This is a genomic window from Streptomyces liliifuscus, assembly GCF_016598615.1.
Classification (GTDB): domain Bacteria; phylum Actinomycetota; class Actinomycetes; order Streptomycetales; family Streptomycetaceae; genus Streptomyces; species Streptomyces liliifuscus.
Genome location: NZ_CP066831.1, coordinates 10,604,478 through 10,626,863, shown reverse-complemented (window position 1 = coordinate 10,626,863; position 22,386 = coordinate 10,604,478). Strand labels below are relative to the sequence as shown.

Genomic DNA, 22,386 nt, shown 5'->3' with positions numbered 1-22,386 from the left:
AGGCCGAACCCACCGCGAATGAGGGAGAGACCATGGCTGAGAACACTGATGTGGTCGTGATCGGCGGCGGATACGCCGGCGTCATGGCGGCCAATCGCCTGACGCAGCGCGACGACGTGACCGTGACTCTGATCAACCCGCGCCCGGTCTTCGTTCACCGGATCCGCCTGCACCAAGTGGTGGGCGGGTCCCACGACGTGGTCGTCGACTACCGAGAGGTCCTGGCCAAGGGCGTCCGTCTGGTGGTCGACACCGTCACACGGATCGACGCGGCCGGGCACAGCGTGGAGTTGGCGGCCGACGGCACCGTCGGCTACGACTACCTGATCTACGCGGTGGGCAGCGGGAGCGCCGATCCGGGCGTGCCCGGAGCGGCCGAGTTCGCCTACCCGATCGCCGCCTTGGAGGAGGCGCGGCGGCTGCGGTCGGTCCTCGACGACGCGCCCGCGACGGCCGCGGTGACGGTGGTCGGAGCCGGTGCGCTCGGCATCGAGGCCGCCGCCGAGCTGGCGGAGGCGGGCCGCACCGTCACCCTGGTCTGCGGCGAGGTGCTCGGGCCGTATCTGCATCCCCGCGTTCGGCGCTCGATCGCCAAGCAGTTGGGCAAGCTCGGTGTGACCGTGCTCGAAGGGCCCGACACGAAGGTGACGGCCGTGACGCGCGATGCCGTGCGGCTCAGTGGCGGTCGCGAGCTGCCGAGCCGGGTGACCGTCTGGACCGCCGGTTTCGGCGTGCCGGACCTGGCCGTGCGCAGCGGGCTGAGCACCGACGCCCTGGGCCGCCTGCTCACGGACGAGACGTTGACGAGCGTGGACGACGCGCGGATCGTCGCGGCCGGGGACTCGGCGGCACCGTCGGAACTGCCGCTGCGGATGAGCTGCCAGGCCGCGGGACCGCTGGGCGCCCACGCCGCCGACACGGTGCTCAGCCGGATCGCGGGTGAGGAGCCCGCGTCCATCCAGGTGGGGTTCTTCGGCCTGTGCGTCAGCCTTGGGCGCCGGGCCGCCACCGTTCAGCTCGCCTCCAAGGACGACACCGCCAACAGGTTCTCCATCCGTGGCCGCCTTGCCGTGAAGATCAAGGAGAGCAGTTACAAGGGCTTGCTCAAGCATCTGGCGGACGAGGCGCGCAAGCCCGGTTCGCACACCTGGCCCTTCAAGGACGACAAGCGCCGGCTACTGCTGCATGCCAAGCGCGACGAGGCACCGGTCACGCGGACAGCTCGGCACCTTACGGACTCATGACGTGGTGCGCGCGGCCCGGGGGTGCGGCGGGTGTGCCGTCCTAACGTGGGCGCATGCGAGTACTGGTCACCGGCGGTGCCGGGTTCATCGGGTCCCATGTCGTCGAGGCGCTTCGGGCGTGCGGGCACGAGCCCGTCGTGTTCGACGTACGAGATGATCCTGGCGCGGACGTCCGGGATCCGGAGGCGGTCGCCCGCGCCCTGGCCGGTGTGGACGCCGTGTGCCATCAGGCGGCGATGGTCGGGCTTGGCACCGGATTCGCCGACGCGGCGGAGTACGTCTCCCGCAACGACCTGGGCACCGCCGTCCTGCTCACGGCCATGGCGGAGAAGGGCGTACGGCGACTGGTGCTGGCCGGGTCGATGGTGGTCTACGGGGAGGGCAGGTACACCTGCGCGCGGCACGGGGTGGTACGGCCCGGGCCCCGGGCCGTCGGCGACCTGGCGGCCGGGCGTTTCGAGCCGCGGTGCCCGGCGTGCGGGGAGGAGTTGTCGCCGGGGCTGGTCGGGGAGGACGCTCCGGTGGACCCGCGCAACGTGTACGCCACCACCAAGCTCGCCCAGGAGCATCTGGCCGCCGCGTGGGCGCGCTCGACGGGTGGATCGGCGGTGTCGTTGCGCTACCACAACGTGTACGGACCTCGGATGCCCAAGGACACGCCGTACGCCGGGGTCGCCTCCTTCTTCCGTTCGGCGCTCGCCCGGGGTGAGGCCCCGCGTGTGTACGAGGACGGCCGGCAGCGGCGGGACTTCGTGCACGTACGGGATGTCGCGACGGCCAACGCGACGGCGCTGGAGGCGGATTCGGCCGTAGGAGCGCTCACCGCGTACAACACCGGCAGCGATGAGCCGCACACGGTAGGAGAGATGGCGAGGGCGCTGGCGGCGGCGGACGGCGGGCCCGACCCGGTCGTGACCGGCGAGTACCGGCTGGGCGACGTGCGGCACATCACGGCCGACTCCTCCCGGCTGCGGACCGAGCTGGGATGGAAGCCGGAGGTCGGTTTCACCGAGGGCATGCGGGAGTTCGCGCGGGCCGGGATGCGTGGCGCGTAGCGCCCTTTGGACCGGTGGTGCTGCCCGCTTCAGGAAGCGGCCGCGGGCAGCACCACCTCGAAGCGGCAGCCACCGGGGATGTTGCGTACGGTGGCCCGGCCCTGGTGGGCCTCCACGATGCCGCGGACGATGGCCAGGCCGAGCCCGGCACCCGCCGGAGGCGTGCGGGCGTGGGTGCCACGCCAGCCGGTGTCGAAGACGCGGGGCAGGTCCTCCTCGGGGATGCCGCCGCAGCCGTCCGTCACGGACAACACCACGCCGTCGGGCAGGAGTTCGGCGGCCACCATGACGGTGCCGTCCGCGGGGGTGCGCCTGATCGCGTTGACCAGGAGGTTGCCCAGCACACGACTCATCTCCTTGCCGTCCACCTCCACCGGCAGGGGCTCGACGCCTTCACCGACGAGACGCACGCCGTGTTCGCGGGCCAGTGGATACACCCCGGCGAGGGCATCGCCGACCAGGTCGTAGACGGACATCCGGGAGAGCGACAGGGCCAGGCTGCCGGCGTGGATGCGGGAGAGTTCGAAGAGGTCGCCGACCATGTCGTTGAGGCGTTCGACCTCGGTGCGGATCTGCTTCAGATAGCGGTCCGGGTCGGCGGCGACACCGTCCTCAAGCGCCTCGGCCATCGCGCGCAGACCCGCGAGCGGAGTGCGCAGGTCGTGCGAGATCCAGGCGACGAGTTCACGGCGGGAGGTCTCCAGGGCGCGCTCGCGCTGCCTCGATTCGGCGAGCTTCGCGCTGGTGGTCTGCAACTCGCGGCTGAGCGCGGCCAGTTCGGCGGTGGCCGCACCGGGGGGTGCCGTGAAGTCGCCGTCGTCACCGAAGGAGCGGGCGGCGAGGGCGAGTTCGCGGCTGCGGGCGACCACCCAGCGGCCCAGCAGCAGGGCGGCTGCCAGGGAGACGACGGCCGCCATCGCGACCACCGTCGTCACCACCGACAGGTCGTGTGCGGACAGGAACATCGCCTGCGCAACGGCCAGGGTGCCCGCGAGCATCGCGGTCACGGCGACGGCCGCCACCACGGTGAGGGAGGTGGTCAGTGAGCGGCGGCGGAGCATCCACAGCGTTCCCGCGCCGAGCAGCCCGGCCGCACCGGCACCGAGGAAGGCGTACAGGGCGATGAGCAGGGTGACGCGCATGATCACTCCTCGCCCTGACCGGAAGAGCCGGGGGAACCGGAAGGACCAGACGGTTCGGTGGGTTCGGCGGGTTCTGGGGCTTCGGCGGGTTCTGGGGGTTCGGCGGGATCGAATCGGTAGCCGACGCCCCACACCGTCTGGATCAGGCTGGGCCTGGCGGGATCGTCCTCGACCTTGTTGCGCAGCCGTCGGACGTGGACCGTGACGGTCGAGAGGTCGCCGAAGTCCCAGCCCCACACCTCCCGCATCAGGTCCTCGCGGCTGTACGCCCGGCCCGGATGACGCAGGAGGAAGGCGAGCAGGTCGAACTCACGCAGGGTGAGGGCGAGTTCGCCGCCGTTCTTGGTGGCGCGGCGCGCGGCCGGGTCGACGGTGAGTCCGGCCGCGCTGTGGGAACGCGTGCCCACGACGGGCCGTGTGCGGCGCAGGACCGACTCCACCCGCAGCACCAGCTCCCGAGGGCTGAACGGCTTGGTCACGTAGTCGTCCGCCCCCACCTCAAGACCGAGGATGCGGTCGTCCTCGTCGCCGCGGGCGGTGAGCATGATGACCGGCACGGGGCCGCGGCCGCGCAGCCGGCGGCACACCTCCAGGCCGTCCATACCGGGCAGCATCAGATCGAGTACCACCAGGTCCGGCCAGTGCGCGGCGGCGCCGGCGAGGGCGGTCGGCCCGTCCTCTGCCCGGTCCACCAGGTAGCCGGCGCGATCCAGGTAGCCCGAGACGACCTCGGCGACCGTGGGGTCGTCGTCGACGACGAGGACGCGTGCCGTCCCGGTCCGTCCGTCGGCTGAGGCGCCCGCCACCGACTCGTACGGTTGCTGTTCCATACGGCCAGCCTCGCACCGCGGGCCTTCGAGCGTCGCTCTCCGAGTGGCCCACCGGCCCTGACGTCCGTGTTTCGTAAGGAGCCGAAGCCCGATATGTGCGTTTCACGTTCGTAGGGTGAGAGCCGTGATGACCTCTTCCACACCCGAGGACGTCGATGTCGTCCTCCCCTGTCTGAACGAAGCCGAGGCACTGCCCTGGGTACTCGCCCGCATGCCGTCCGGCTGGCGTGCGCTCGTCGTGGACAACGGCTCCACCGACGGCTCGGCGGACATCGCCCGGGACCTGGGCGCCACCGTCGTCCACGAACCGCGCCGCGGCTTCGGCGCCGCCTGCCATGCGGGACTGACCGCGGCCACGGCCGGCATCGTGTGCTTCTGCGACTGCGATGCCTCGCTGGACCCGGCCCTGCTCGTGCCGTTCGTGGACGAAATCCGGGGCGGCGAGGCCGACTTGGTGCTCGGTCGGCGTCGGCCACGGGGCCGGGGCGCCTGGCCCGTGCACGCCCGGGCGGGCAATCTCGCACTCGCGCTGATGCTGCGCCGCCGCACCGGTCTGCGCCTGCACGATCTCGGTCCGCTGCGTGCCGCCCGCCGCGAGGCACTGCTCGCCCTGGACTTGACCGACCGGCGCAGCGGCTACCCGCTGGAGATGGTCGTGCGGGCCGCCGACGCGGGCTGGCACGTCACCGAGCACGACGTCCCGTATCTGCCGCGGTCCGGCGCCTCGAAGGTGACCGGGACCTGGCGCGGCACCTGGCAAGCGGTACGGGACATGAGCCGCGTCCTGGCCGAACGGCCCGCCGTACCAGCGGCGGCCGCAGCACAGCCACAGTCACAGTCACAGTCACAAGGAGGGTCCCGCCGGTGACCACCCTGCTCGTCATCGCCAAGGAACCGCGGCCGGGACGGGTGAAGACCCGGCTCACGCCGCCGTTCACACCCGGGGAGGCGGCGGCGCTCGCCGAGGCGGCCCTCACCGACACCCTGAGGGCGGTGGCCGCGGCACCCGCACGACGCCGGGTCCTGGTCCTCGACGGGAAGCCCGGGCCCTGGCTGCCGCCCGGCTTCGATGTCGTACCGCAGTGTGCGGGCGGCCTCGACGAACGGCTGGCCGCGGCCTTCGCCGACTGCGACGGACCGGCCCTGCTGATCGGGATGGACACACCGCAGGTCACCCCGGGCCTGCTCACTGCGGACTTCGACGGGTACGACGCCTGCTTCGGCCCGGCCGAGGACGGCGGTTTCTGGGCGCTCGGGGTGGCCGAGCCGGACCCCGAGCTGCTGCGCGGGGTTCCGATGTCGTCGCCCGTCACCGGCGCCGTACAGCGTGCCAGGCTCGTCGCCGCCGGTCTGCTGGTGCGGGATCTGCCGCGTCTGCGGGACGTGGACACGTCCGTCGACGCCGAAGCGGTCGCCGCCCTGGCGCCGCACGGCTGCTTCGCCGCGGAACTGGCCAGGCTGCGGACGGCCGGCCACCGATGAGCACGGCGCATGGGGTGATGGCGCGGGATGCCGGCGGGCACAACTGGTCGGCCGACCCGTACGCGGACGCCCTGCGGGCCGGCCGCGGACCGCTCTTCCTGCGCCGCGGCGACGGCTGGCTGCTGCCGCTGGACGTCGAGCGGTGGTGTGCGCGGGCCGACGCCGTGGACCGGCAGGTCCTGGACCGGTGCGAGGGTGCTGTCCTCGACGTCGGGTGCGGGCCGGGAAGGCTGGTCACGGAACTCGCCGCCCGGGGCCGGACCGCGCTCGGCATCGACGTCAGCGAGGCCGCCGTCGCCCACACCCTGGGTCTCGGCGGGCCCGCCCTGTGGCGCTCGGTCTTCGAACCACTGCCGGGCGAGGGCCGTTGGAACAGCGCCCTGCTCCTGGACGACAACCTGGGCATCGGCGGCGATCCACGCGCCCTGCTCAGCAGAGTGGCCCAACTACTGCTGCCCGGCGGCCTGTTGATCGCCGAGACAGCCCCGGTGGACGTGGACGAGCGCGCCGACGTCCGCATCGTGCGCGGCACCGACATCCAGGGGGCCACCGGCGCGGCGTTCCCCTGGGCCCGGCTCGGCACCCGGGCGCTGCTGCGGTACGCCCGCCCGCTGGGGTGGCGCACCGTGGATCAGTGGTCGGCCGGTGGCCGCTGCTTCGTCTCCCTGCGCAGCCGCAGCACCAGCAGCAGGGCGGAACCGCCGAACAGTACGGCGGTGATCAGCAGCCAGCGGGCGAGGAAGCCGTCCGCGGACAGGCCGGTGGCGGACTCGTAGCCGTCCGCCACCCGGCCGCTGATCAACGGGAACCACACCAGCAGCAGAAGCCCGGAGAAGGCCGCCGGCACCCGGACGTACAAGGTCCACGCCCGGCGGCCTGCGGTACCGAGTGCTCCGGTGACGGCCCGGTCCACGGACGCGTACAGCGGTAGAAACACCAGGTCGTGCAACACGGCCGCGCCGACGAACCACAGCGTCACGCCTAGCCAGTCGTCGGACAGCAGACGCACACCCGCGTATCCGGCGAGGGCGAACGAACAGGCCAGGAGCAGCAGTTGCAGCGGGCTGCCGAGCGGCGGGAACGCTCTGCGCATCACAGGTCTCCGAACGTCATCCGGGCCACCCACTTGGTGTTGAGCACACCGGGCGCCGCGGGCACGATGATCCGGGCCGGGTAGCCGTGATCGGGGGTCAGCGGCTCGCCGTTGACGTCCAGGGCGAGCAGGGAGCGCGGGTCACGCACCTGGTTGGATCGCAGGGCGGCCCTGCGGAAGGCGCCACGCCGCTGGAGGGACTCCACCATCACGTCGGGGGCCGCGTCCCCGTCGTACCCGACGAGGACGGCGAGTTCCCTCAGCCGTACGCCCCGCCACCACTGGTCGCCGGTCGACCAGCCCTCCACACAGGCGATGGGCAACGCCGAGCTGTGCAGCGGCAGTTCGAGCAGTTCGACGCGGCTGAGCCGGACGGTCCCGGCGGGCCCGGTGAGGACCAGCCGCCACACGTCCTCGTGCGTCTCCCGCGCGCTGATCCCCCGGGACGCGGCCGTCTTGTTGATCTGGAAGCCACCGGGACCGCTGCCCGGATCGGCGCCGCCGTGCGGTGCGAGGAGGGCGGTGCGCCGCAGCGGACCGTCGAAGCTCTGTCCGGCCGTGGTCCCGAACAGCAGCAGCGAACCGCCACCGACGAACCACAGCGCGCCGCGCCGGGACACGGTGGGCTCGGCCGGCCGCGGGGAGACCAGCGGGAAGTCCGGCTCCCCGCCCGCCTCCTCCTCAGGCCCCTCCCCCGCCCGCATGCGACGCAGATTGCGTACGGCGGCGGGGGCCCGGAGCACCACGTGCACCAGGAACGCGGCGAAGAACACCCAGGCGCCGTAGAAGTGCAGCGGATAGAAGGAGCCGGGGAAGAGGTAGTCCAGCTGGACGTTGAGCACACCCGTCACGAACTCGAACAGCACGCCGCCGACGAGGAGCAGCAGGGAGATCCGCTCCAGGGCGTGCGTGAGCGACCGGGCCGGCGGCAGCGCGAACAGCTTCGGCACCACCGACCACAGCTTGGCCAGCAGGACAGGGATGAGCGTGATCCCGAGCGTGACATGGACGCCCTGGGTGAGCCGGTACAGCCAGGACGGATGTGTCGGCCAGGCGAAGAGGTAGAAGCCGAGCAGTCCCTTGTCCGGGGTCTTGTCGTTGACCGGCGAGAGGTCCGGGTTGTACGCGGCGTACGACAGCAGTCCCGTCATGAACAGCGCGGTGATCCCGCCGAGCAGCACGACACCGAGCACCGAGGTGAACCACGGACCTCGTACGGGACTGCGCCAGAAACGGGGGGACGTGGGTGGAGTGTGAAGCCGTGGCATGCGCCGACCGTAGGCCGCCGCAGCTGCGGAAAGGGGCCTCCGACACATGACGAAACGCTGACGTCGGCACGAGCATCGGCCTCGACGCGGTCCCCGCGGCCTAGCGTTCCCCCGTGACCCGTGATCTTCTCCGAGACCTGTACGCGACCGCGGCCGCCGCTCTCCTCGTCGTGGCGGCCGCGCTGGTCGGCACCGCGATCGAGCGGGAGCACGGCACCCTGCACGTGGGGTGGCCGCCCCTGTACGCCAACTGGGGTCCACACGTCGGCCCCGGCACCCCCGCGGCGCTCGTCGTCGCGGTCGGCGTCGTGGCGTACGGGCCGCGCGTCGCCGCCCGGCTGCCGTGGCGCGCGCTGCTGGGCGCGGCCTGGGGCACGGCCATGGCGTGGACGTGGTCGCTGGCGCTGATCGACGGCTGGCAGCGAGGGATCGCGGTCCGGCTCACGACCAAGTACGAGTACCTGCAGGTCATCGACCGCTTCCAGGACATCCCGGCGACACTGCGGGACTTCACGGGCCACATCCTGCTCCACTCACCCGACCACTGGCCCGCGCATGTGGCGGGCCACCCTCCGGCGGCGACGGTCACGTTCGTCCTGCTCGACCGGGTCGGACTCGGCGGCGGAGGCTGGGCCGGAGCGTTCTGCATCACGGTCGGTGCGTCGGCGTGCGTGGCGGTACTGGTCGCCGTGCGGGCGCTCGCGGACGAGGCGCTGGCGCGCCGGGCGGCGCCGTTCCTGGTGATGGCGCCGGCCGCGGTGTGGATGGGCACGTCCGCGGACGGCTGCTTCGCGGCGGTCGCCGCCTGGACGATCGCCTTCCTCGCCCTCGCGGTCACCGGCCACCGGCCACGGCTCACCGGTTTCGCCGCCGGCCTCCTCTTCGGCCTCACCTGCTATCTCTCGTACGGCCTCACCCTCTTCGCCGTGATCGCGGGCGCCGTCCTGCTGCTCGGCCCTCGACGAACCCGTCCTCTGCCCTACGCCCTCGCCGGAGTGGCCGTCGTCCCGGTCGTGTTCACCCTGGCGGGCTTCGACTGGTGGGAGGCGTATCGGCTGCTCGTCGAGCGCTACTACCAGGGAGCCGGTGGCATCCGGCCCTACGGCTACTGGGTGTGGGCCAACCTCGCCTGCACGGTCCTGATCGTGGGCCCGGCAACGGTGGCGGGCCTGCGACGAACCGGCGCCGCGCTCTTCCAGCCCACGACACGGCTGAGCGGACGTTCTCCCCTCGACACTCCTCCCCTCGACACTCCTCCGCGCGGGCGGACAGCCGAGCGCCACGGCGCTTTCGTACGGATCAGCTCGGCCGTGCTCCGACGGGTCCGGCCGTGGGCGGACCTGCCCGGCGCCTCCGCCGAACTCCGCCTCGCCGTGCTGGTCGCCGCCGCATTCGCCGCTCTGCTGATCGCCGACCTGTCCGGGATGAGCAAGGCGGAGACCGAACGCATCTGGCTGCCGTTCGCCATGTGGCTACTGGCCTCGTGCGCGCTCCTGCCCCGCCCCCGCACCTGGCTCGCTGCCCAGGCCACACTCGCCCTGCTTCTCAACCACTTGCTGCTGACCGGCTGGTGACGGTCCTTTCAGCGTGCTGCCCGCACCGCGCGCAGCACGGCCTGCGCCATGCCTCGCTCGCCGCGCTCGTTGGGGTGCATGGAAGCAGCCGGGGCCGCGGGGATCAGGGGCTCGATCCAGCGCACGTCTTTGTCCGCGCAGGCGTCGTGTCCGGCGGAGGGCGTGTAGGTGTCGACGTACCCGGCGCCGGCGGCTTTCGCGCTGTCCCGCAGCATGGTGTTGAGCTGCCGTTCCTTCTCCCGCAGGAAGCTCACGTCGCCCGGAGCCAGGCCCGTCGCGCGTCCGCAGCCTCGGCCGTCGTCCGGCAGGATCGCTGGATAGCCGACGACGAACACCCGTGCCTCTGGGGCCCGGCGGCCGATGTCGCGCAGCGCGGCGGACAGCCGCCCGCCCGCCGCGTCGATCCTCGCCGCCACCTGGTCGGTGCCGCCGGAGACGTACCGCTTCCGGCACGGGGCGTCGTTCAACGTGCCGTCCTCGAAACGGCTCTCCATCCGGTACCGAACGCCGTCCTTGACGCACGCGGTGATCACCGAGCCGAAGCCGATGTCGTTCCCGCCGACGCCGACGGTGACCAGGCCGGTCGCCGCGCTGACGGCCGCCAGTTGGGCCGGGTTGACGCCGTCGTCCGTGGACTGCGGGGCGGACAGGTCGGCAACCGTGGCACCGCTGCAACTGACGTCACGGAACTTCGCCGCGCCGAGGCCGAGGCCGTCGGCGACCAGCGCCGGGTAGTTCCGGTCGGAGCGGTCGCACCCCGGGGGTTTGCCGTTCTGGCCGGGGATCCTCGGGCCGGCCGTGTAGGAGTCGCCCAGGGCTACGTAGGGTCCGCGCGGGGGCGTCAGGAGAGCCGACGCCGCGCCACCGTCGTCCCGGGTCACGGCGACCGCCGTGAGGAACGCGGCGCACGAGACGACCCCGGCCAGTCCGAGCGTGATACGGGTCTTCATCGGGTGTGCTTGCCTCCCAGTGCGGGGGTCCTGGAGACAGGCACGTCGTGCGGTGCGCGCGGGCGCGCGCAGCGCGGTCGGCCTTCGCCGTCGGACGCCAGGCGATGACCGGCACACGGCGCCCTGACCGTGGGCGCGGAGCAGTCGGTCTCGGATACCTGCTCAGGCTCCCCGGGCGAGGCCCTCCCCGTCGTCATGCCGTTGCAGACACCGTGACTACTCGGGGCGCAGTACGCCCGACGCGGCATGTCGTTCCCAGGTAGGCCGGACAGGTCCACGGGTTCCGGTGGGGCGTGGCGTTCTGTCTGCACGGCACGGCACGGCATGGCTCGGCACGGGTGGCTCGATATGCGATGGCTCGACATGGCACGGCACGGTGGTCGTGGCCGGCGACGTCACGGCGGTGGCGGTCGGGACCGCGACACGCGGCGGTCCTCCAATCCTTGGTCCCTCACCCGAACGAACTGCACGATGAGCCGGCGCTCGCAGTCCGCGGATGTTGAACTCCCGTCCAACACCTGGTGCCGCCGTATCGGCATATGATCGCCCCTCAACCGCCGGTTAGCGGTAACACCGGGCAATGAACGGGTCGTTGAGCGGTCTCCGGCCGCAGGAGCCGACTGGCGCGTCGGCCGAATCGGCCCTGCGGCAGCGGAAAGGAAACCACGGTGTCCGACCAGGGACGGCTGATCGCCGGCCGATACCGCATCCTCGACCGGATCGGCCGAGGCGGCATGGCCACCGTGTGGCGCGCCCACGACGAGCTTCTCGGCCGCCAGGTCGCGGTCAAGAAGCTGCACCCTCAGCCACATCTCGACGACGACGAACTAGCCACCCTTTTCGAACGCGCCCGGCGCGAGGCCCACAGCGCCGCCCGGATCAGCCACCCCAATGTCGTTGTCGTCCACGACGTCGTGGACGACGAGGGCCTGCCCACCATCGTCATGGAGTACGTGCCTTCCAGCACCCTCGCCGAACTCGCGGCGCGTGGTCCGATCCCGCCCGAAGAGGTCGCCAGGATCGGCCGTGGCCTGATCGCCGCGTTACGGGCGGCGCACCGGGCCGGGGTCCTGCACCGGGACGTGAAGCCTGCCAATGTGCTGCTCTCCGAGGACGGCCGGGTGGTCCTCACCGACTTCGGCATCGCCCACGCCTCCGAGACCTCGAACCTCACCCGCTCCGGCCAACTGGTGGGCTCCGTGGACTTCATGGCCCCCGAGCGCCTCGTCGGGGCCAAGCCGGGTCCGGAGGCCGACCTGTGGGCGCTGGGCGCAACACTCTTCCAGGCGGTGGAGGGCCGCTCACCGTTCCTCCGGGACACGGTGGCGCAGACGATGTACGCCATTGCCATGGAGCCGGCTCCCGAGGTGCGGGGCGCCGGGCCGCTCACCCCGGTGATCCAGGGTCTGCTCGTGGCCAATCCGGCCGAGCGACTGTCGGCGGAGGACGCCGAGCGTCTGCTGCGAATACCGTCGGGCGAAGCCGACTCCTCTGCCGTTCCGTCGGCCGCCCGTGCGCCGGGCGACAACGCTCCGGTTTCTGCGGCGACGGCTGTGGCGGGGTTGGGGCGGAGTCCGGAGCGCAGAACGGGCCAGGCATCCGCCGCCGGAGGGCCCGCGGAGAGTCCGCAGCCCGCTACGACCGACATGGAGGCGCGACGGTCCCCGGGCGCGAGGCGTTCGAAGAAGCCGGTTGTGCTGGCCGCAGCGGTCGCCACGGCGTTGTTGATCGCGGTCGCAGTGCTGATCACCATGCCGACGGAGAAGAACAGCATCAGCGCCACCGCGTCGGACGGCCCGCTCCCGGCCGGCGACCCCACGCGTCAGTCCACGGACACGTCCGCGACCTCCTCTCCCGTCGCGTCACGCTCCGCGAGCGCTGGCGCCACCTCGCCAAAGCCCACCCCGTCCAAGTCTCCGTCCAACGCCGTGCAGGAGGACTCCAAGCCGGAGTCCGAAGGCAAGGACACCTCCGAGGAGAGCGGATCCGACACGTCGGTCGCCCCGGCCGGCCGTGCCCTGGTGGTCGCCGCCTCGGGGAAGTGCCTGAGCAGCGGCGCCGGGACCGAAGGGCTTCAACTCATCCAGGCCGCGTGCGACGGCTCCGCGGCGCAACGATGGCAGACCGGATCGGGCGGGACCCTACGGTCGTCGGGGAAGTGCATGACAGTGGCCGGAGGGGCGACCGACGACCGGACCGAGATCCAACTGTCCGGCTGCAACGGCAACGGCAGCCAGCGGTTCCACCTCGCCGGTACGCAACTGATGGCCAACCAGTCGCGGAAGTGCGTCGACATTTTCGGCGGCGCGAGCGGAACGGGGGCGGTCCTCTGGGAGTGCAACGGGAGGGACAACCAGATCTGGACACTCCGATGACGTAAGCCTACTTGCGGCGAACACGTCCGCCGCACGGAGGGATGCGAGTGCCCATCAGCTGCAGCAGGTCCTCGTACCGGCAGAGGAGTTGCACCTCAGTCGCGCCGCACGGTGCTTGTGCTGACGCAGCCTGCGCTCAGGTGACAACAGCACCGGAACCAGCGCTACTTGATGCAGCCGCCAGAGCACAGGATGGCGAACTCTTCAGCTCCGGGAGGAAGATGGGAGGCTTCCCATGGCAGCGGCTTGTCGGGGCAGAGGCCCCCGCAGAGGGTGATGAACTCTCCGCCGACGGGAAGATGAGAGGCCCTCAAGGGCAGCGGCTTGTGGGGGCAGAGGCCCCCGCAGAGGGTGGTGAACTCCCCGGCTCCGGCGGGACCATGGGAGGCCTCCCACGGCAACGGCTTGGTGGGGGCGGTACGGCCGGGCTCGGCGGCTGACGCGCCAGGGATGAAGCCCACGGTGAGTGCCACGGCGGCCAGCAGGCCGGCGGACAGGCGAGCGACAGTGCGCATAGGGTTTCCCTCCGGTTTGAGGCCGGGCGGTCAGATCCGGCCACCGCTCCGCAGTCTTTCTTCCCGTGACCCTCACCACAATCATTTCGACTGTGGCCGAAATGTGCAGGTCACGCGGAGTGCCGCCCCTCGACCATTGGGGCTGCAAGCCCGTTGGACTCGCAAGAGCAACGACATCGCCCCGACACCCCGCTCGCCGGGCAAAGGGCTCGCTCTCTGTGCCCGTCCCTCCTTGCCCCGCGTTCAACTCCCTTGTGCGTCCACACCGTTGACGCCCTCTCTCCCCCTCACTACCTTCCGAGAGCGCTCTCATGTTCGTTTCCACAGCCCCTCCACAGCCCCGGCCTTCCGCTCGCACCGGTGTCGTCCGCGAAGGAGCGAGACCGGTCCCACGGCAAGGCTCAGGAGCGTTGCCCTGACAGAGAGGCCCCATGACTCTCCTTCCGAGACTCCGAATCCCCAGACGATCAGCCGCGACCCTGGCCCTGGCCCTGCTCGCGGGCCTCGCCCCCCAGTCCGCGTCCGCCGCCGACCCCACCCCCGCCACGCCAACCTCATCCGCAGACTCAGCCGCAGCCACAGCCACCATCTGCAACAAGTACTGCGACGCCCGTGACCCCGCCCTCTCCCCGAGCGACCGGACTCCCGTCACGGCGGCCGTCCACGGTCGGTCGATCGCCCTCCACTTCGACGACACAGACGCGATGGGCTGGGCGTCCATCGGCAACGGCAACCCGGGCGACGAGGTCTGGCTAGACCGCTCCTTCGACGGCGGCCGCACCTGGAGCTCGGGCAGCAAGCTGGGCGACACGACCGTCCCGGCAGGTCAACGCGGCTGGCGCACGCTGATGTACAACGTGGACGACTGGAACAACCACGGTGTCGGCGCCCTGCGCGCCTGCGGCAAGGCCGGGGACCGCACCGAGATCGCGTGCACCCCATGGGCCCGCACCACGTGGAACGCCGGCAACCGGCGCACCGCCGCGGCCACCGGGCTGATGACCTTCTACAACTACGGAACCGGCCTGTTCGACACCACCGGCTGGTGGAACTCGGCCAACGCCCTCAACGCCCTCGTCGACAACATCCGGGTGACGGGCATGGGCAGTTACTCGTACGCGATCGCCCGCACGTACGACCAGAACCTGAACGCGAAGGACGGGCAGTTCCGCAACGAGTACATCGACGACACCGGCTGGTGGGGGCTCGCCTGGGTCGCCGCGTACGACCTGACGGGTGACCGCCGCTATCTGGACACAGCCCGCGTCGACGCCGACCACATGGCGGCGTACTGGGACAACACCTGCGGCGGCGGAGTGTGGTGGAGCACGGCGAAGACGTACAAGAACGCCATCGCCAACTCCCTCTACATCCAGCTCAGCGCCGCCCTGCACAACCGCATCCCGGGCGACTCGACATACCTGAACCGGGCCCGCGCAGGCTGGTCCTGGTTCCAGGGCACCGGCATGATCAACGGCTCGAACCTGGTCAACGACGGAGTCGACCTCTCCACCTGCCGCAACAACGGCCAGCCCGTGTGGTCGTACAACCAGGGCGTCCTGCTCGGCGCGCTCACCGAGCTGTCCAGGGCGACCGGCGACGGCCAACTCCTCACCCGCGCACGGCAGATCGCCGATGCCTCGACCACGACCGCCTCGCTCCACACCGCCGACGGCATCCTGCGCGACCCGTGCGAGGGCGGCGACTGCGGCGCCGACGGGCCGTCCTTCAAGGGCGCGCACGTGCGCGGTCTGGGCAAGCTCAACTCCGCACTGCCGGACCACCCGTACACCACCTACCTGCAACGCCAGGCGGACCGTGCCCACGCGAGCGACCGCAACCCCCTCGACCAGTACGGACTGCGCTGGTTCGGTCCGGTCGACAAGCTGGACGCGGCGCGGCAGCAGAGCGCCCTCGACCTGTTCAACGCGGCGCCATGAAGCGGGAGTTCATGGACCGTACGACAACGTTGTCTGCCGTTGGTCTGGACAATCGACCGGGTGAATGCTGTGGTGTTCGTGCAGCGAGTCATCCCGTGTTGAACAAGTTCCACCGTCCTGCGGGCGGCGTTCCTCCGTGCGTCACCGAGACCTTGGAGCGATCACCGTGCTGAGACCCCTTTCGACCTGGCGGCGCGTCACGACCGCCGCCACGGTGCTGGCACTCGCCGTCACCGGCCTCCTCGCCTCCGGCACGGCCCCCGCCGGCGCCGCCGCGGCGGCCTGGACCCCCAAGCCCGCGCCGATGACGACGCCGTGGACCGACCAGGTCCCGGTCGACAACCCGCTGCCCGAGTATCCGCGACCGCAGCTCACCCGCCCCGACTGGGCCAATCTCAACGGCATCTGGGACTTCGCCGTCACATCCCGCGACGCCGGTCAGCCGTCGTCGTTCGGCGAGCAGATCCGGGTGCCCTTCGCACCGGAGTCCGCGCTCTCGGGAATCCAGCGGAAGATCACCGAGAACGACAAGCTCTGGTACAAGCGCACCTTCACCGTCCCGGCCGGCTGGAACGGCCGTCGCGTCCAGCTCAACTTCGGTGCCTCCGACTGGGAGACCACGGTCTGGGTCAACGGGCAGCAGGCCGGTGCCGTCCACCGAGGGGGCTACGACTCCTTCTCGTACGACATCACACCGCTGCTGAACGGTGGCGGCACCAACACGATCGTCGTCTCCGCGTACGACGCCACGCAGACCGGCGGCCAGGCCGTCGGCAAGCAGCGCATCCAGGACGTCACCCCGCACGCCGGGCGCAGCATCTTCTACACCGCCACGTCCGGGATCTGGCAGACGGTCTGGCTGGAGCCGACCGCCGCCGCGCGCGTCACCCGGCTCGACATGGTCCCGAACCTCCAGGACAGCACCCTGCGGGTGACGGTGCGGGCCGCCGGAGCCGATGGCGCAAGCGTCAAGGTCACCGTCTCCAACGGCGGCACACAGGTCGGCAGCGTCACTGGGACGGTCGGCCAACAGTTCTCCGTGCCGGTGCCCAACGCCCGCCTGTGGACGCCGGAGGACCCGTTCCTGTACGACGTCACGGCCGAACTCACCGGCAGCGCGGGCGCCGACCGGGTCGGCTCGTACGCGGGCATGCGGTCGATCGCGGTGCGGAACGTGAACGGTGTCCAACGCCCCGTGCTCAACGGGTCGTTCGTCTTCCAGAGCGGCACCCTGGACCAGGGCTACTGGCCGGACGGCCTCCACACCGCTCCCACCGACGCGGCGCTCAGGTACGACCTGCAGAAGCACAAGGACCTGGGCTTCAACATGGTCCGCAAGCACATCAAGGTCGAGCCGCAGCGGTGGTTCTACTGGGCGGACCGCCTGGGGCTGCTGGTGTGGCAGGACATGCCGGCCATGGACAGCGGAAAGAGCCCGTCCGCCGCGGCCCGCACCCAGTGGGAGACCGAGTACCGCGCGATCATCGACGAGCACCGCAGTTCGCCCTCGCTGATCCTCTGGGTCAATCAGAACGAGGGCTGGGGCCAGTACGACCAGGCCCGCATCGCGGACATGGTCAAGTCGTACGATCCCTCGCGTCTCGTCGACAACATGAGCGGCGTCAACTGCTGCGGCTCCCAGGACGGGGGAAACGGCGATGTGGTCGACAACCACAACTACGTCGGCCCCGGCAACACTCCGACGGAAACGGTGCGTGCCTCCGTGCTGGGCGAGTACGGCGGTCTCGGCATCCGGGTCTCCGGCCACGAGTGGTATCCGGGCGGCGGATTCAGCTACGAGGACCAGCCGAGCCTGTCCGCCCTCAACGACCGGCTCGTCGGGCTGCTCGACGGCATCCGGGAGAACTCGATGCCTGCGGGCGGCCTGTCGGCGGCCGTCTACACACAGATCACGGACGTCGAGAACGAGGCCAACGGCCTGCTGACCTACGACCGTCAGGTCGTCAAGGTCGACGAGGCCCGCGTGCGCGCCGCCAACCAGGCACTCGTCACGGCGTCCCGCACGGTCGGACCGACGGTGAAGCTGCCGGTGGAGCAGTACGTGTCCATCCGGGTGACCACGCCGGGCTACACCGACCGCTACCTCCGTCACAAGGACGGACTCGGCTTCACCGAGGTGGTGAACTCCGGCAGCACGGCCCTGTTGAAGGAGGACGCCACCTGGAAGGTGAAGCCGGGTCTCGCCAACCGGCTCTGCTACTCCTTCGAGTCCCGCAACTATCCGGGCGAGTATCTGCGCCACCGCGAGTTCCGTGTCCGGCGCGACGCGAACGACAACTCCACGCTCTACAAGGAGGACGCGACCTGGTGCCCGGTGCAGGGCCCCGGCGGCGTGCGGCTGTCGGCGTCGGGCTTCCCCCGCCAGTATCTGCGGCACATCGACGCGGAGCTCTGGCTGGCCCAGCAGGGCGGCACGCACACCTGGGACAACCCGGCGAGCTTCGTCCCGGACACCACCTGGGCGATCTCGGCACCCTGGGCTCCCTGAGCCCAACAGCCCACGAAGAACAGGCACTTCGCAAGGTGGCCGCCCTCGGCGGGCGGCCACCCCTCCCTTCCGCGCACGGCCCTCACGGATTGGCGGTACGTCATGTCAGCGCGGCCCCACCCGGTCCTCGGCGGACCCCTGACCCTGTTCCTGGCGCTGCTCCTGGCCCTGACCGGCCTCGTCGCCCTCCCCGCTGCCGCCGCCCGTGCCGCGACGCCGGTCTGTGCCCTGGCGTGCGACACCCTGGACCCCTCGAAGGCACGGCAGGACACCTTCCCGGTGCCGAACAAGACCATCAACGGCCGGATAGTCCGGCTGCATGTCTCCGACCCGGACAACATGGCCTGGGCGAGCATCGACAACGGCGTGACGGGCGAGTCCGTCTGGCTGGACCGGTCCTGGGACCGGGGCGCCACCTGGGAGGGTCTGCTCGGCAGAGCGAGCATCCCCGGCACTTGGACCGGCACCCGCACGCTGATGTACAACATCACCGACCCGGTCGGACACCGGCGCGGCTGGATCCGTGCCTGCGGTGACGCGGGCGGTGTCACCTGCACCGACTGGGCGTATCCGAAGGTGTGCGACGGCTCGTTCTGCGACGGTGCCGACCCCGCCACCGCGTCCGGTGACGACACCCCCGTACCGTCGACCACCCTCTTCGGGCGCACCATCAGCCTGCATGTCGACCAGCGCAACGGCATGGCCTGGGGCGTCGTCGGAGGCGGCGGCGCGGGCGACGAGATCTGGCTCGACCGCTCCTGGGACGCCGGCGCGAGCTGGCCCGAGGGCGCTTCGCTCGGCCGTACGAGCGTGCCGTCCGGGGCGACTTCGACCCGGACCGCCATGTTCGCCACGCGGGACCCACGGGGTCTGCTGTACGGCGGGGCCGTCCGCGCCTGTGGCCGTGAGGCCTCCCACCAGGAAGGCAGTTGCACCGCCTGGGCCAGGCCGGCACCGACGCGGGCACGTGCGGGGGCGGACGCGCTGATGGCTTCGTATCAGACGAACGAGGGCTGGTGGCGCAGCAGTTGGTGGAACTCGGCCGTCGCCACCACGTCGATCATCGACTTCGCCGAGCGCACCGGTCGGCACGACTACGACTGGGTGATCTCCCGTACCTTCGAGCAGAACCGCGGTGTCTTCCCCGCGGGGGTTCGCAGTTCGGACCCGATCGAGGGGCACTTCATCAGCCGTGCCATCGACGACGCGGGCTGGTGGGCCATCGCCTGGCTGACGGCGTACGACTACACGGGCGAGCGGCGCTACCTGGATGAGGCCGTGACGATCGCCAACTACGTGCACCAGTACTGGGATCCGGGCACCTGCGGCGGCGGTGTGTGGTGGGACCGGGAGCGCACGTACAAGAACGCCGTGACCAGCGGGCAGTACCTGTGGCTGACCACCTCGCTGCACCAGCGGATCTCCGGTGACACCGTGTGGGGCTCGCGGGCGACCACGGCGGCGAACTGGTATCTGGGCAGCGGGCTGATCAACTCCTCCGGCCTGGTCAACGACGGGCTGAACGCGAGCTGCGGCAACAACGGCCAGACCGTGTGGAGTTACAACCAGGGCCTCGCCATCGGCGCCTTCACCCAGCTGTGGCGGTCCACCGGTACCAGCCGGTATCTGGACACGGCCAAGCGGCTGGCCGACGCCGCGATGTCGTCGCCGGCGCTGACCCGCGGCGGTGTGCTGACCGAGTCCTGCGACGTCGGCACCGGCTCCTGCGACGACAACCAGAAACAGTTCAAGGGCATCTTCATGCGGCACTTCGCCGATCTGGCGGACGCCACCGGGTCCACCGCCCACCGGGCCTACGTGACGAAGCAGGCCGACTCGATCTGGACCACGGACCGGGACCCCCTCAACCGCCTGGGCCAGCGCTGGTCCGGCACCAGCCCCAACCCGTCGGACTGGCGTACCCAGGCCAGCGCGTTGGAGGCACTGACGGCCGCGGAGGGTCCATAGGGGCCAAACGGTGAACTCCTTGTCGTAGAAGGGATGTTCAGGCGGTCCAGGTCCAGTCGGCGACCTCGGGCAGGTCCGTGCCGTGTTCGCGGATCCAGGCGTGGTGGCGGGTGCGGGCATCCGCCATCCGCTGGCGTACGGCGGCGGCGCGGACTCCGAGGCCGGGGACGCGGTCGATGACGTCCATGACGAGTCGGTAGCGGTCCATGTCGTTGCGGACGACCATGTCGAACGGGGTCGTGGTGGTGCCCATCTCCTTGTAGCCGCGGACATGGAGGTTGGCGTGGCCGGCGCGGCGGTAGGCGAGGCGGTGGATCAGCCAGGGATAGCCGTGGTAGGCGAAGATCACCGGCTTGTCGGTGGTGAACAGACCGTCGTACTCGAACTCGCCCATCCCGTGCGGGTGTTCCGCGCGTGGCAGCAGCCGGGCCATGTCGACGACGTTGACGACCCGGACGGCCAGCTCGGGCAGCTGGCGCCGGAGCAGGTCGGAGGCGGCCAGGATCTCCTGGGTGGGGACGTCGCCCGCGCAGGCGAGGACGACATCGGGTTCGCGGTCTCCGTCGGCGGAGCCCGCCCAGTCCCAGATGCCCGCTCCGCGTGCGCAGTGGGCGCGGGCCTGGTCCATGGAGAGCCAGTCGAAGCAGGGCTGCTTGCCGGCGACGATCACGTTCACGTAGTCGCGGCTGCGTAGGGCGTGATCGGCCACGGAGAGCAGCGTGTTGGCGTCCGGCGGCAGATAGACCCGTACGACCTCGGGGCTCTTGTTGAGGACGTGGTCGACGAAGCCGGGGTCCTGGTGCGAGAAGCCGTTGTGGTCCTGACGCCAGACATGCGATGTCAGAAGGTAGTTGAGGGAGGCGATCGGGGCCCGCCACGGCAACTCCCTCGATGTCTTGAGCCACTTGATGTGCTGGCTGACCATCGAGTCGACGATGTGCACGAACGCCTCGTAGCAGGAGAACAGGCCGTGCCGTCCGGTGAGGAGATAGCCCTCCAGCCAGCCCTGGCAGAGGTGTTCGGAGAGGATCTCCATGACCCGGCCGTGCCGGTCCAGGTGTTCGTCCACCTGGAGCATCTGCGCCTGCCAGGCCTTGCCGCTGGCGTTGAAGACGGCGTCGAGCCGGTTGGAGGCGGTCTCGTCGGGGCCGACGAGCCGGAAGTCGCGACGGGCCGAGGTGTCGTTCATGATCTGTTCGAGAAGGTCGCCGAGGACCCGGGTGGGCTCGTGCGAGGTGCTGCCCGGCTTGTCCACGTGGACGGCGAACCGGTCGAGGGACGGGACGGGCAGGTCGCGCACGAGAAGACCGCCGTTGGCGTGCGGGGTGGCGCCCAGGCGGCGGGTCCCCGCGGGGATGCACGCGAGGACGTCCGCGGTGGGCCGGCCGTCGGTGTCGAAGAGCTCCTCGGGCCGGTACGAGCGCAGCCACGATTCCAGTTGCCGCAGGTGGTCGGGGTTCTCGCGGACGCCGGCCAGCGGGACCTGGTGTGCACGCCATGTTCCCTCGACGGGCTCCCCGTCGACCTCGCCGGGGCCTGTCCAGCCCTTCGGGGTGCGCAGCACGATCACGGGCCAGCGGACCCGCTCGGTCACGCCGTCCTCACGTGCCGTCCTCTGCATCAGCGCGATGCGGTCGAGGGCGTGGTCGAAGGCGCCGGCCGTGGCGCGGTGGATCTCGCGCGGGTCGTCGCTGGTGACATGGATCGGCTCGTGTCCGTATCCCCTCAGCAGGGCGTCGAGTTCGGGCTCGGGGAGCCGGGACAGCACGGTCGGGTTGGCGATCTTGTAGCCGTTGAGGTGCAGGATCGGCAGGACCGCGCCGTCGTGCACCGGGTCGAGGAACTTGTTGGAGTGCCAGGAGGCGGCCAGTGGCCCGGTCTCCGCCTCGCCGTCACCGATCACGCAGGCGACCAGCAGATCGGGGTTGTCGAAGGCGGCCCCGTACGCGTGGGCGAGGGAGTAGCCCAGCTCGCCGCCCTCGTGGATCGAGCCCGGTGTCTCGGGGGCCACATGGCTGGGCACGCCACCGGGGAACGAGAACTGCCGGAAGAGCCGGTGCATGCCCGCCGCGTCGCGCGAGACGTCCGGGTAGGTCTCGCTGTAGCTGCCCTCCAGCCAGGAGTTCGCGAGGACGGCGGGACCGCCGTGCCCGGGACCCCACACGCACAGGGCGTCGAGACCGCGGGCCTTGATCACCCTATTGAGATGCGTGTGCACGAGGTTGAGGCCGGGCGAGGTACCCCAGTGGCCGAGCAGCCGGGGCTTGATGTGCGCGGGTGCCAGCGGCTCGGTGAGCAGCGGATTGGCCAGCAGGTAGATCTGGCCCACGGCAAGGTAGTTGGCGGCCCGCCAGTGGGCGTCCAGGGTGCGCAGTTCCTCGTCGGTCAGTACGGTGCTGTCCTGGTGTTCGACGTTGGTCATGGTGACTCCGTGGGTGTCA

Annotated in this window: 16 protein-coding genes; 10 read left to right on the top strand and 6 right to left on the bottom strand. The window is 71.0% G+C overall.

The genetic code is table 11. The annotated features are described in order from the left end of the window. Window positions 1-32 precede the first annotated feature (32 nt). Window positions 33-1,244 (top strand): NAD(P)/FAD-dependent oxidoreductase, encoded by a 1,212-nt coding sequence (locus JEQ17_RS46320; protein ID WP_200400944.1) that lies wholly within the window; start codon window positions 33-35, stop codon window positions 1,242-1,244. Between the two features lie 53 nt (window positions 1,245-1,297). After that, entirely contained in the window at window positions 1,298-2,299 is a 1,002-nt protein-coding gene (locus JEQ17_RS46315; RefSeq protein ID WP_200400943.1) for an NAD-dependent epimerase/dehydratase family protein, read from the top strand. Between the two features lie 29 nt (window positions 2,300-2,328). On the opposite strand, the gene JEQ17_RS46310 is transcribed toward JEQ17_RS46315, so the two are convergent. Both JEQ17_RS46310 and JEQ17_RS46305 read right to left on the bottom strand, forming a co-directional pair. After that, window positions 2,329-3,441, bottom strand: a complete 1,113-nt coding sequence (locus JEQ17_RS46310; protein WP_200400942.1) for a sensor histidine kinase — start codon at window positions 3,439-3,441, stop codon at window positions 2,329-2,331. 2 nt (window positions 3,442-3,443) lie between these two features. Beyond that, window positions 3,444-4,271, bottom strand: a complete 828-nt coding sequence (locus JEQ17_RS46305; RefSeq protein WP_234048632.1) for a response regulator transcription factor — start codon at window positions 4,269-4,271, stop codon at window positions 3,444-3,446. Between the two features lie 127 nt (window positions 4,272-4,398). Between JEQ17_RS46305 and JEQ17_RS46300 the strand changes: the two genes are divergently transcribed. Genes JEQ17_RS46300 through JEQ17_RS46290 form a run of 3 tightly spaced genes read left to right on the top strand, consistent with a single transcriptional unit; the run spans window position 4,399 to window position 6,529 of the window. Then, window positions 4,399-5,139 carry a glycosyltransferase family 2 protein gene (locus tag JEQ17_RS46300; RefSeq protein WP_200400941.1) on the top strand — a complete coding sequence of 247 codons (741 nt, stop codon included), beginning with the start codon at window positions 4,399-4,401 and terminating at the stop codon, window positions 5,137-5,139. Then, window positions 5,136-5,753 (top strand): TIGR04282 family arsenosugar biosynthesis glycosyltransferase, encoded by a 618-nt coding sequence (locus JEQ17_RS46295; RefSeq protein WP_200400940.1) that lies wholly within the window; start codon window positions 5,136-5,138, stop codon window positions 5,751-5,753. Before JEQ17_RS46300 ends, JEQ17_RS46295 begins: the two co-directional genes overlap by 4 nt. Beyond that, complete coding sequence (locus JEQ17_RS46290) at window positions 5,750-6,529, top strand: class I SAM-dependent methyltransferase (RefSeq protein ID WP_200400939.1); 780 nt, start codon at window positions 5,750-5,752, stop codon at window positions 6,527-6,529. The genes JEQ17_RS46295 and JEQ17_RS46290 overlap by 4 nt, the downstream gene beginning before the upstream one ends. 316 nt (window positions 6,530-6,845) lie before the next feature. Here the strand turns inward: JEQ17_RS46290 and JEQ17_RS46285 are convergent, their stop codons facing one another. Then, on the bottom strand, window positions 6,846-8,114 hold the full coding sequence (locus JEQ17_RS46285) for a molybdopterin-dependent oxidoreductase (protein ID WP_200400938.1): 1,269 nt from the start codon (window positions 8,112-8,114) through the stop codon (window positions 6,846-6,848). 113 nt (window positions 8,115-8,227) lie between these two features. Here JEQ17_RS46285 and JEQ17_RS46280 point away from each other — a divergent pair, with 113 nt between their 5' ends. Beyond that, window positions 8,228-9,688 carry a hypothetical protein gene (locus tag JEQ17_RS46280; RefSeq protein WP_200400937.1) on the top strand — a complete coding sequence of 487 codons (1,461 nt, stop codon included), beginning with the start codon at window positions 8,228-8,230 and terminating at the stop codon, window positions 9,686-9,688. Between the two features lie 8 nt (window positions 9,689-9,696). Here JEQ17_RS46280 and JEQ17_RS46275 read toward each other — a convergent pair whose 3' ends face one another. Beyond that, on the bottom strand, window positions 9,697-10,638 hold the full coding sequence (locus JEQ17_RS46275) for an SGNH/GDSL hydrolase family protein (RefSeq protein ID WP_200400936.1): 942 nt from the start codon (window positions 10,636-10,638) through the stop codon (window positions 9,697-9,699). A gap of 668 nt (window positions 10,639-11,306) precedes the next feature. Here JEQ17_RS46275 and JEQ17_RS46270 point away from each other — a divergent pair. After that, on the top strand, window positions 11,307-13,013 hold the full coding sequence (locus JEQ17_RS46270; RefSeq protein WP_200400935.1) for a serine/threonine protein kinase: 1,707 nt from the start codon (window positions 11,307-11,309) through the stop codon (window positions 13,011-13,013). A 164-nt stretch (window positions 13,014-13,177) separates the two neighbouring features. Here JEQ17_RS46270 and JEQ17_RS46265 read toward each other — a convergent pair whose 3' ends face one another. Next, window positions 13,178-13,528 (bottom strand): hypothetical protein, encoded by a 351-nt coding sequence (locus JEQ17_RS46265; RefSeq protein WP_200400934.1) that lies wholly within the window; start codon window positions 13,526-13,528, stop codon window positions 13,178-13,180. A gap of 431 nt (window positions 13,529-13,959) precedes the next feature. Between JEQ17_RS46265 and JEQ17_RS46260 the strand changes: the two genes are divergently transcribed. The 3 genes from JEQ17_RS46260 (at window position 13,960) to JEQ17_RS46250 (ending at window position 19,945) form a co-directional block, all read left to right on the top strand. Continuing rightward, window positions 13,960-15,468: a glycoside hydrolase family 76 protein gene (locus tag JEQ17_RS46260; RefSeq protein ID WP_200400933.1), complete on the top strand. Its 1,509-nt coding sequence runs from the start codon at window positions 13,960-13,962 to the stop codon at window positions 15,466-15,468. A gap of 214 nt (window positions 15,469-15,682) precedes the next feature. Next, entirely contained in the window at window positions 15,683-17,977 is a 2,295-nt protein-coding gene (locus JEQ17_RS46255; protein ID WP_407700177.1) for an AbfB domain-containing protein, read from the top strand. 102 nt (window positions 17,978-18,079) lie between these two features. Beyond that, the gene (locus JEQ17_RS46250; RefSeq protein ID WP_200400931.1) at window positions 18,080-19,945 is read left to right on the top strand and encodes a glycoside hydrolase family 76 protein; all 1,866 of its coding nucleotides are present in this window, start codon (window positions 18,080-18,082) and stop codon (window positions 19,943-19,945) included. 37 nt (window positions 19,946-19,982) lie between these two features. Here the strand turns inward: JEQ17_RS46250 and JEQ17_RS46245 are convergent, their stop codons facing one another. Beyond that, window positions 19,983-22,367, bottom strand: a complete 2,385-nt coding sequence (locus JEQ17_RS46245) for a phosphoketolase family protein (RefSeq protein ID WP_200400930.1) — start codon at window positions 22,365-22,367, stop codon at window positions 19,983-19,985. Between the last annotated feature and the right edge of the window lie 19 nt (window positions 22,368-22,386).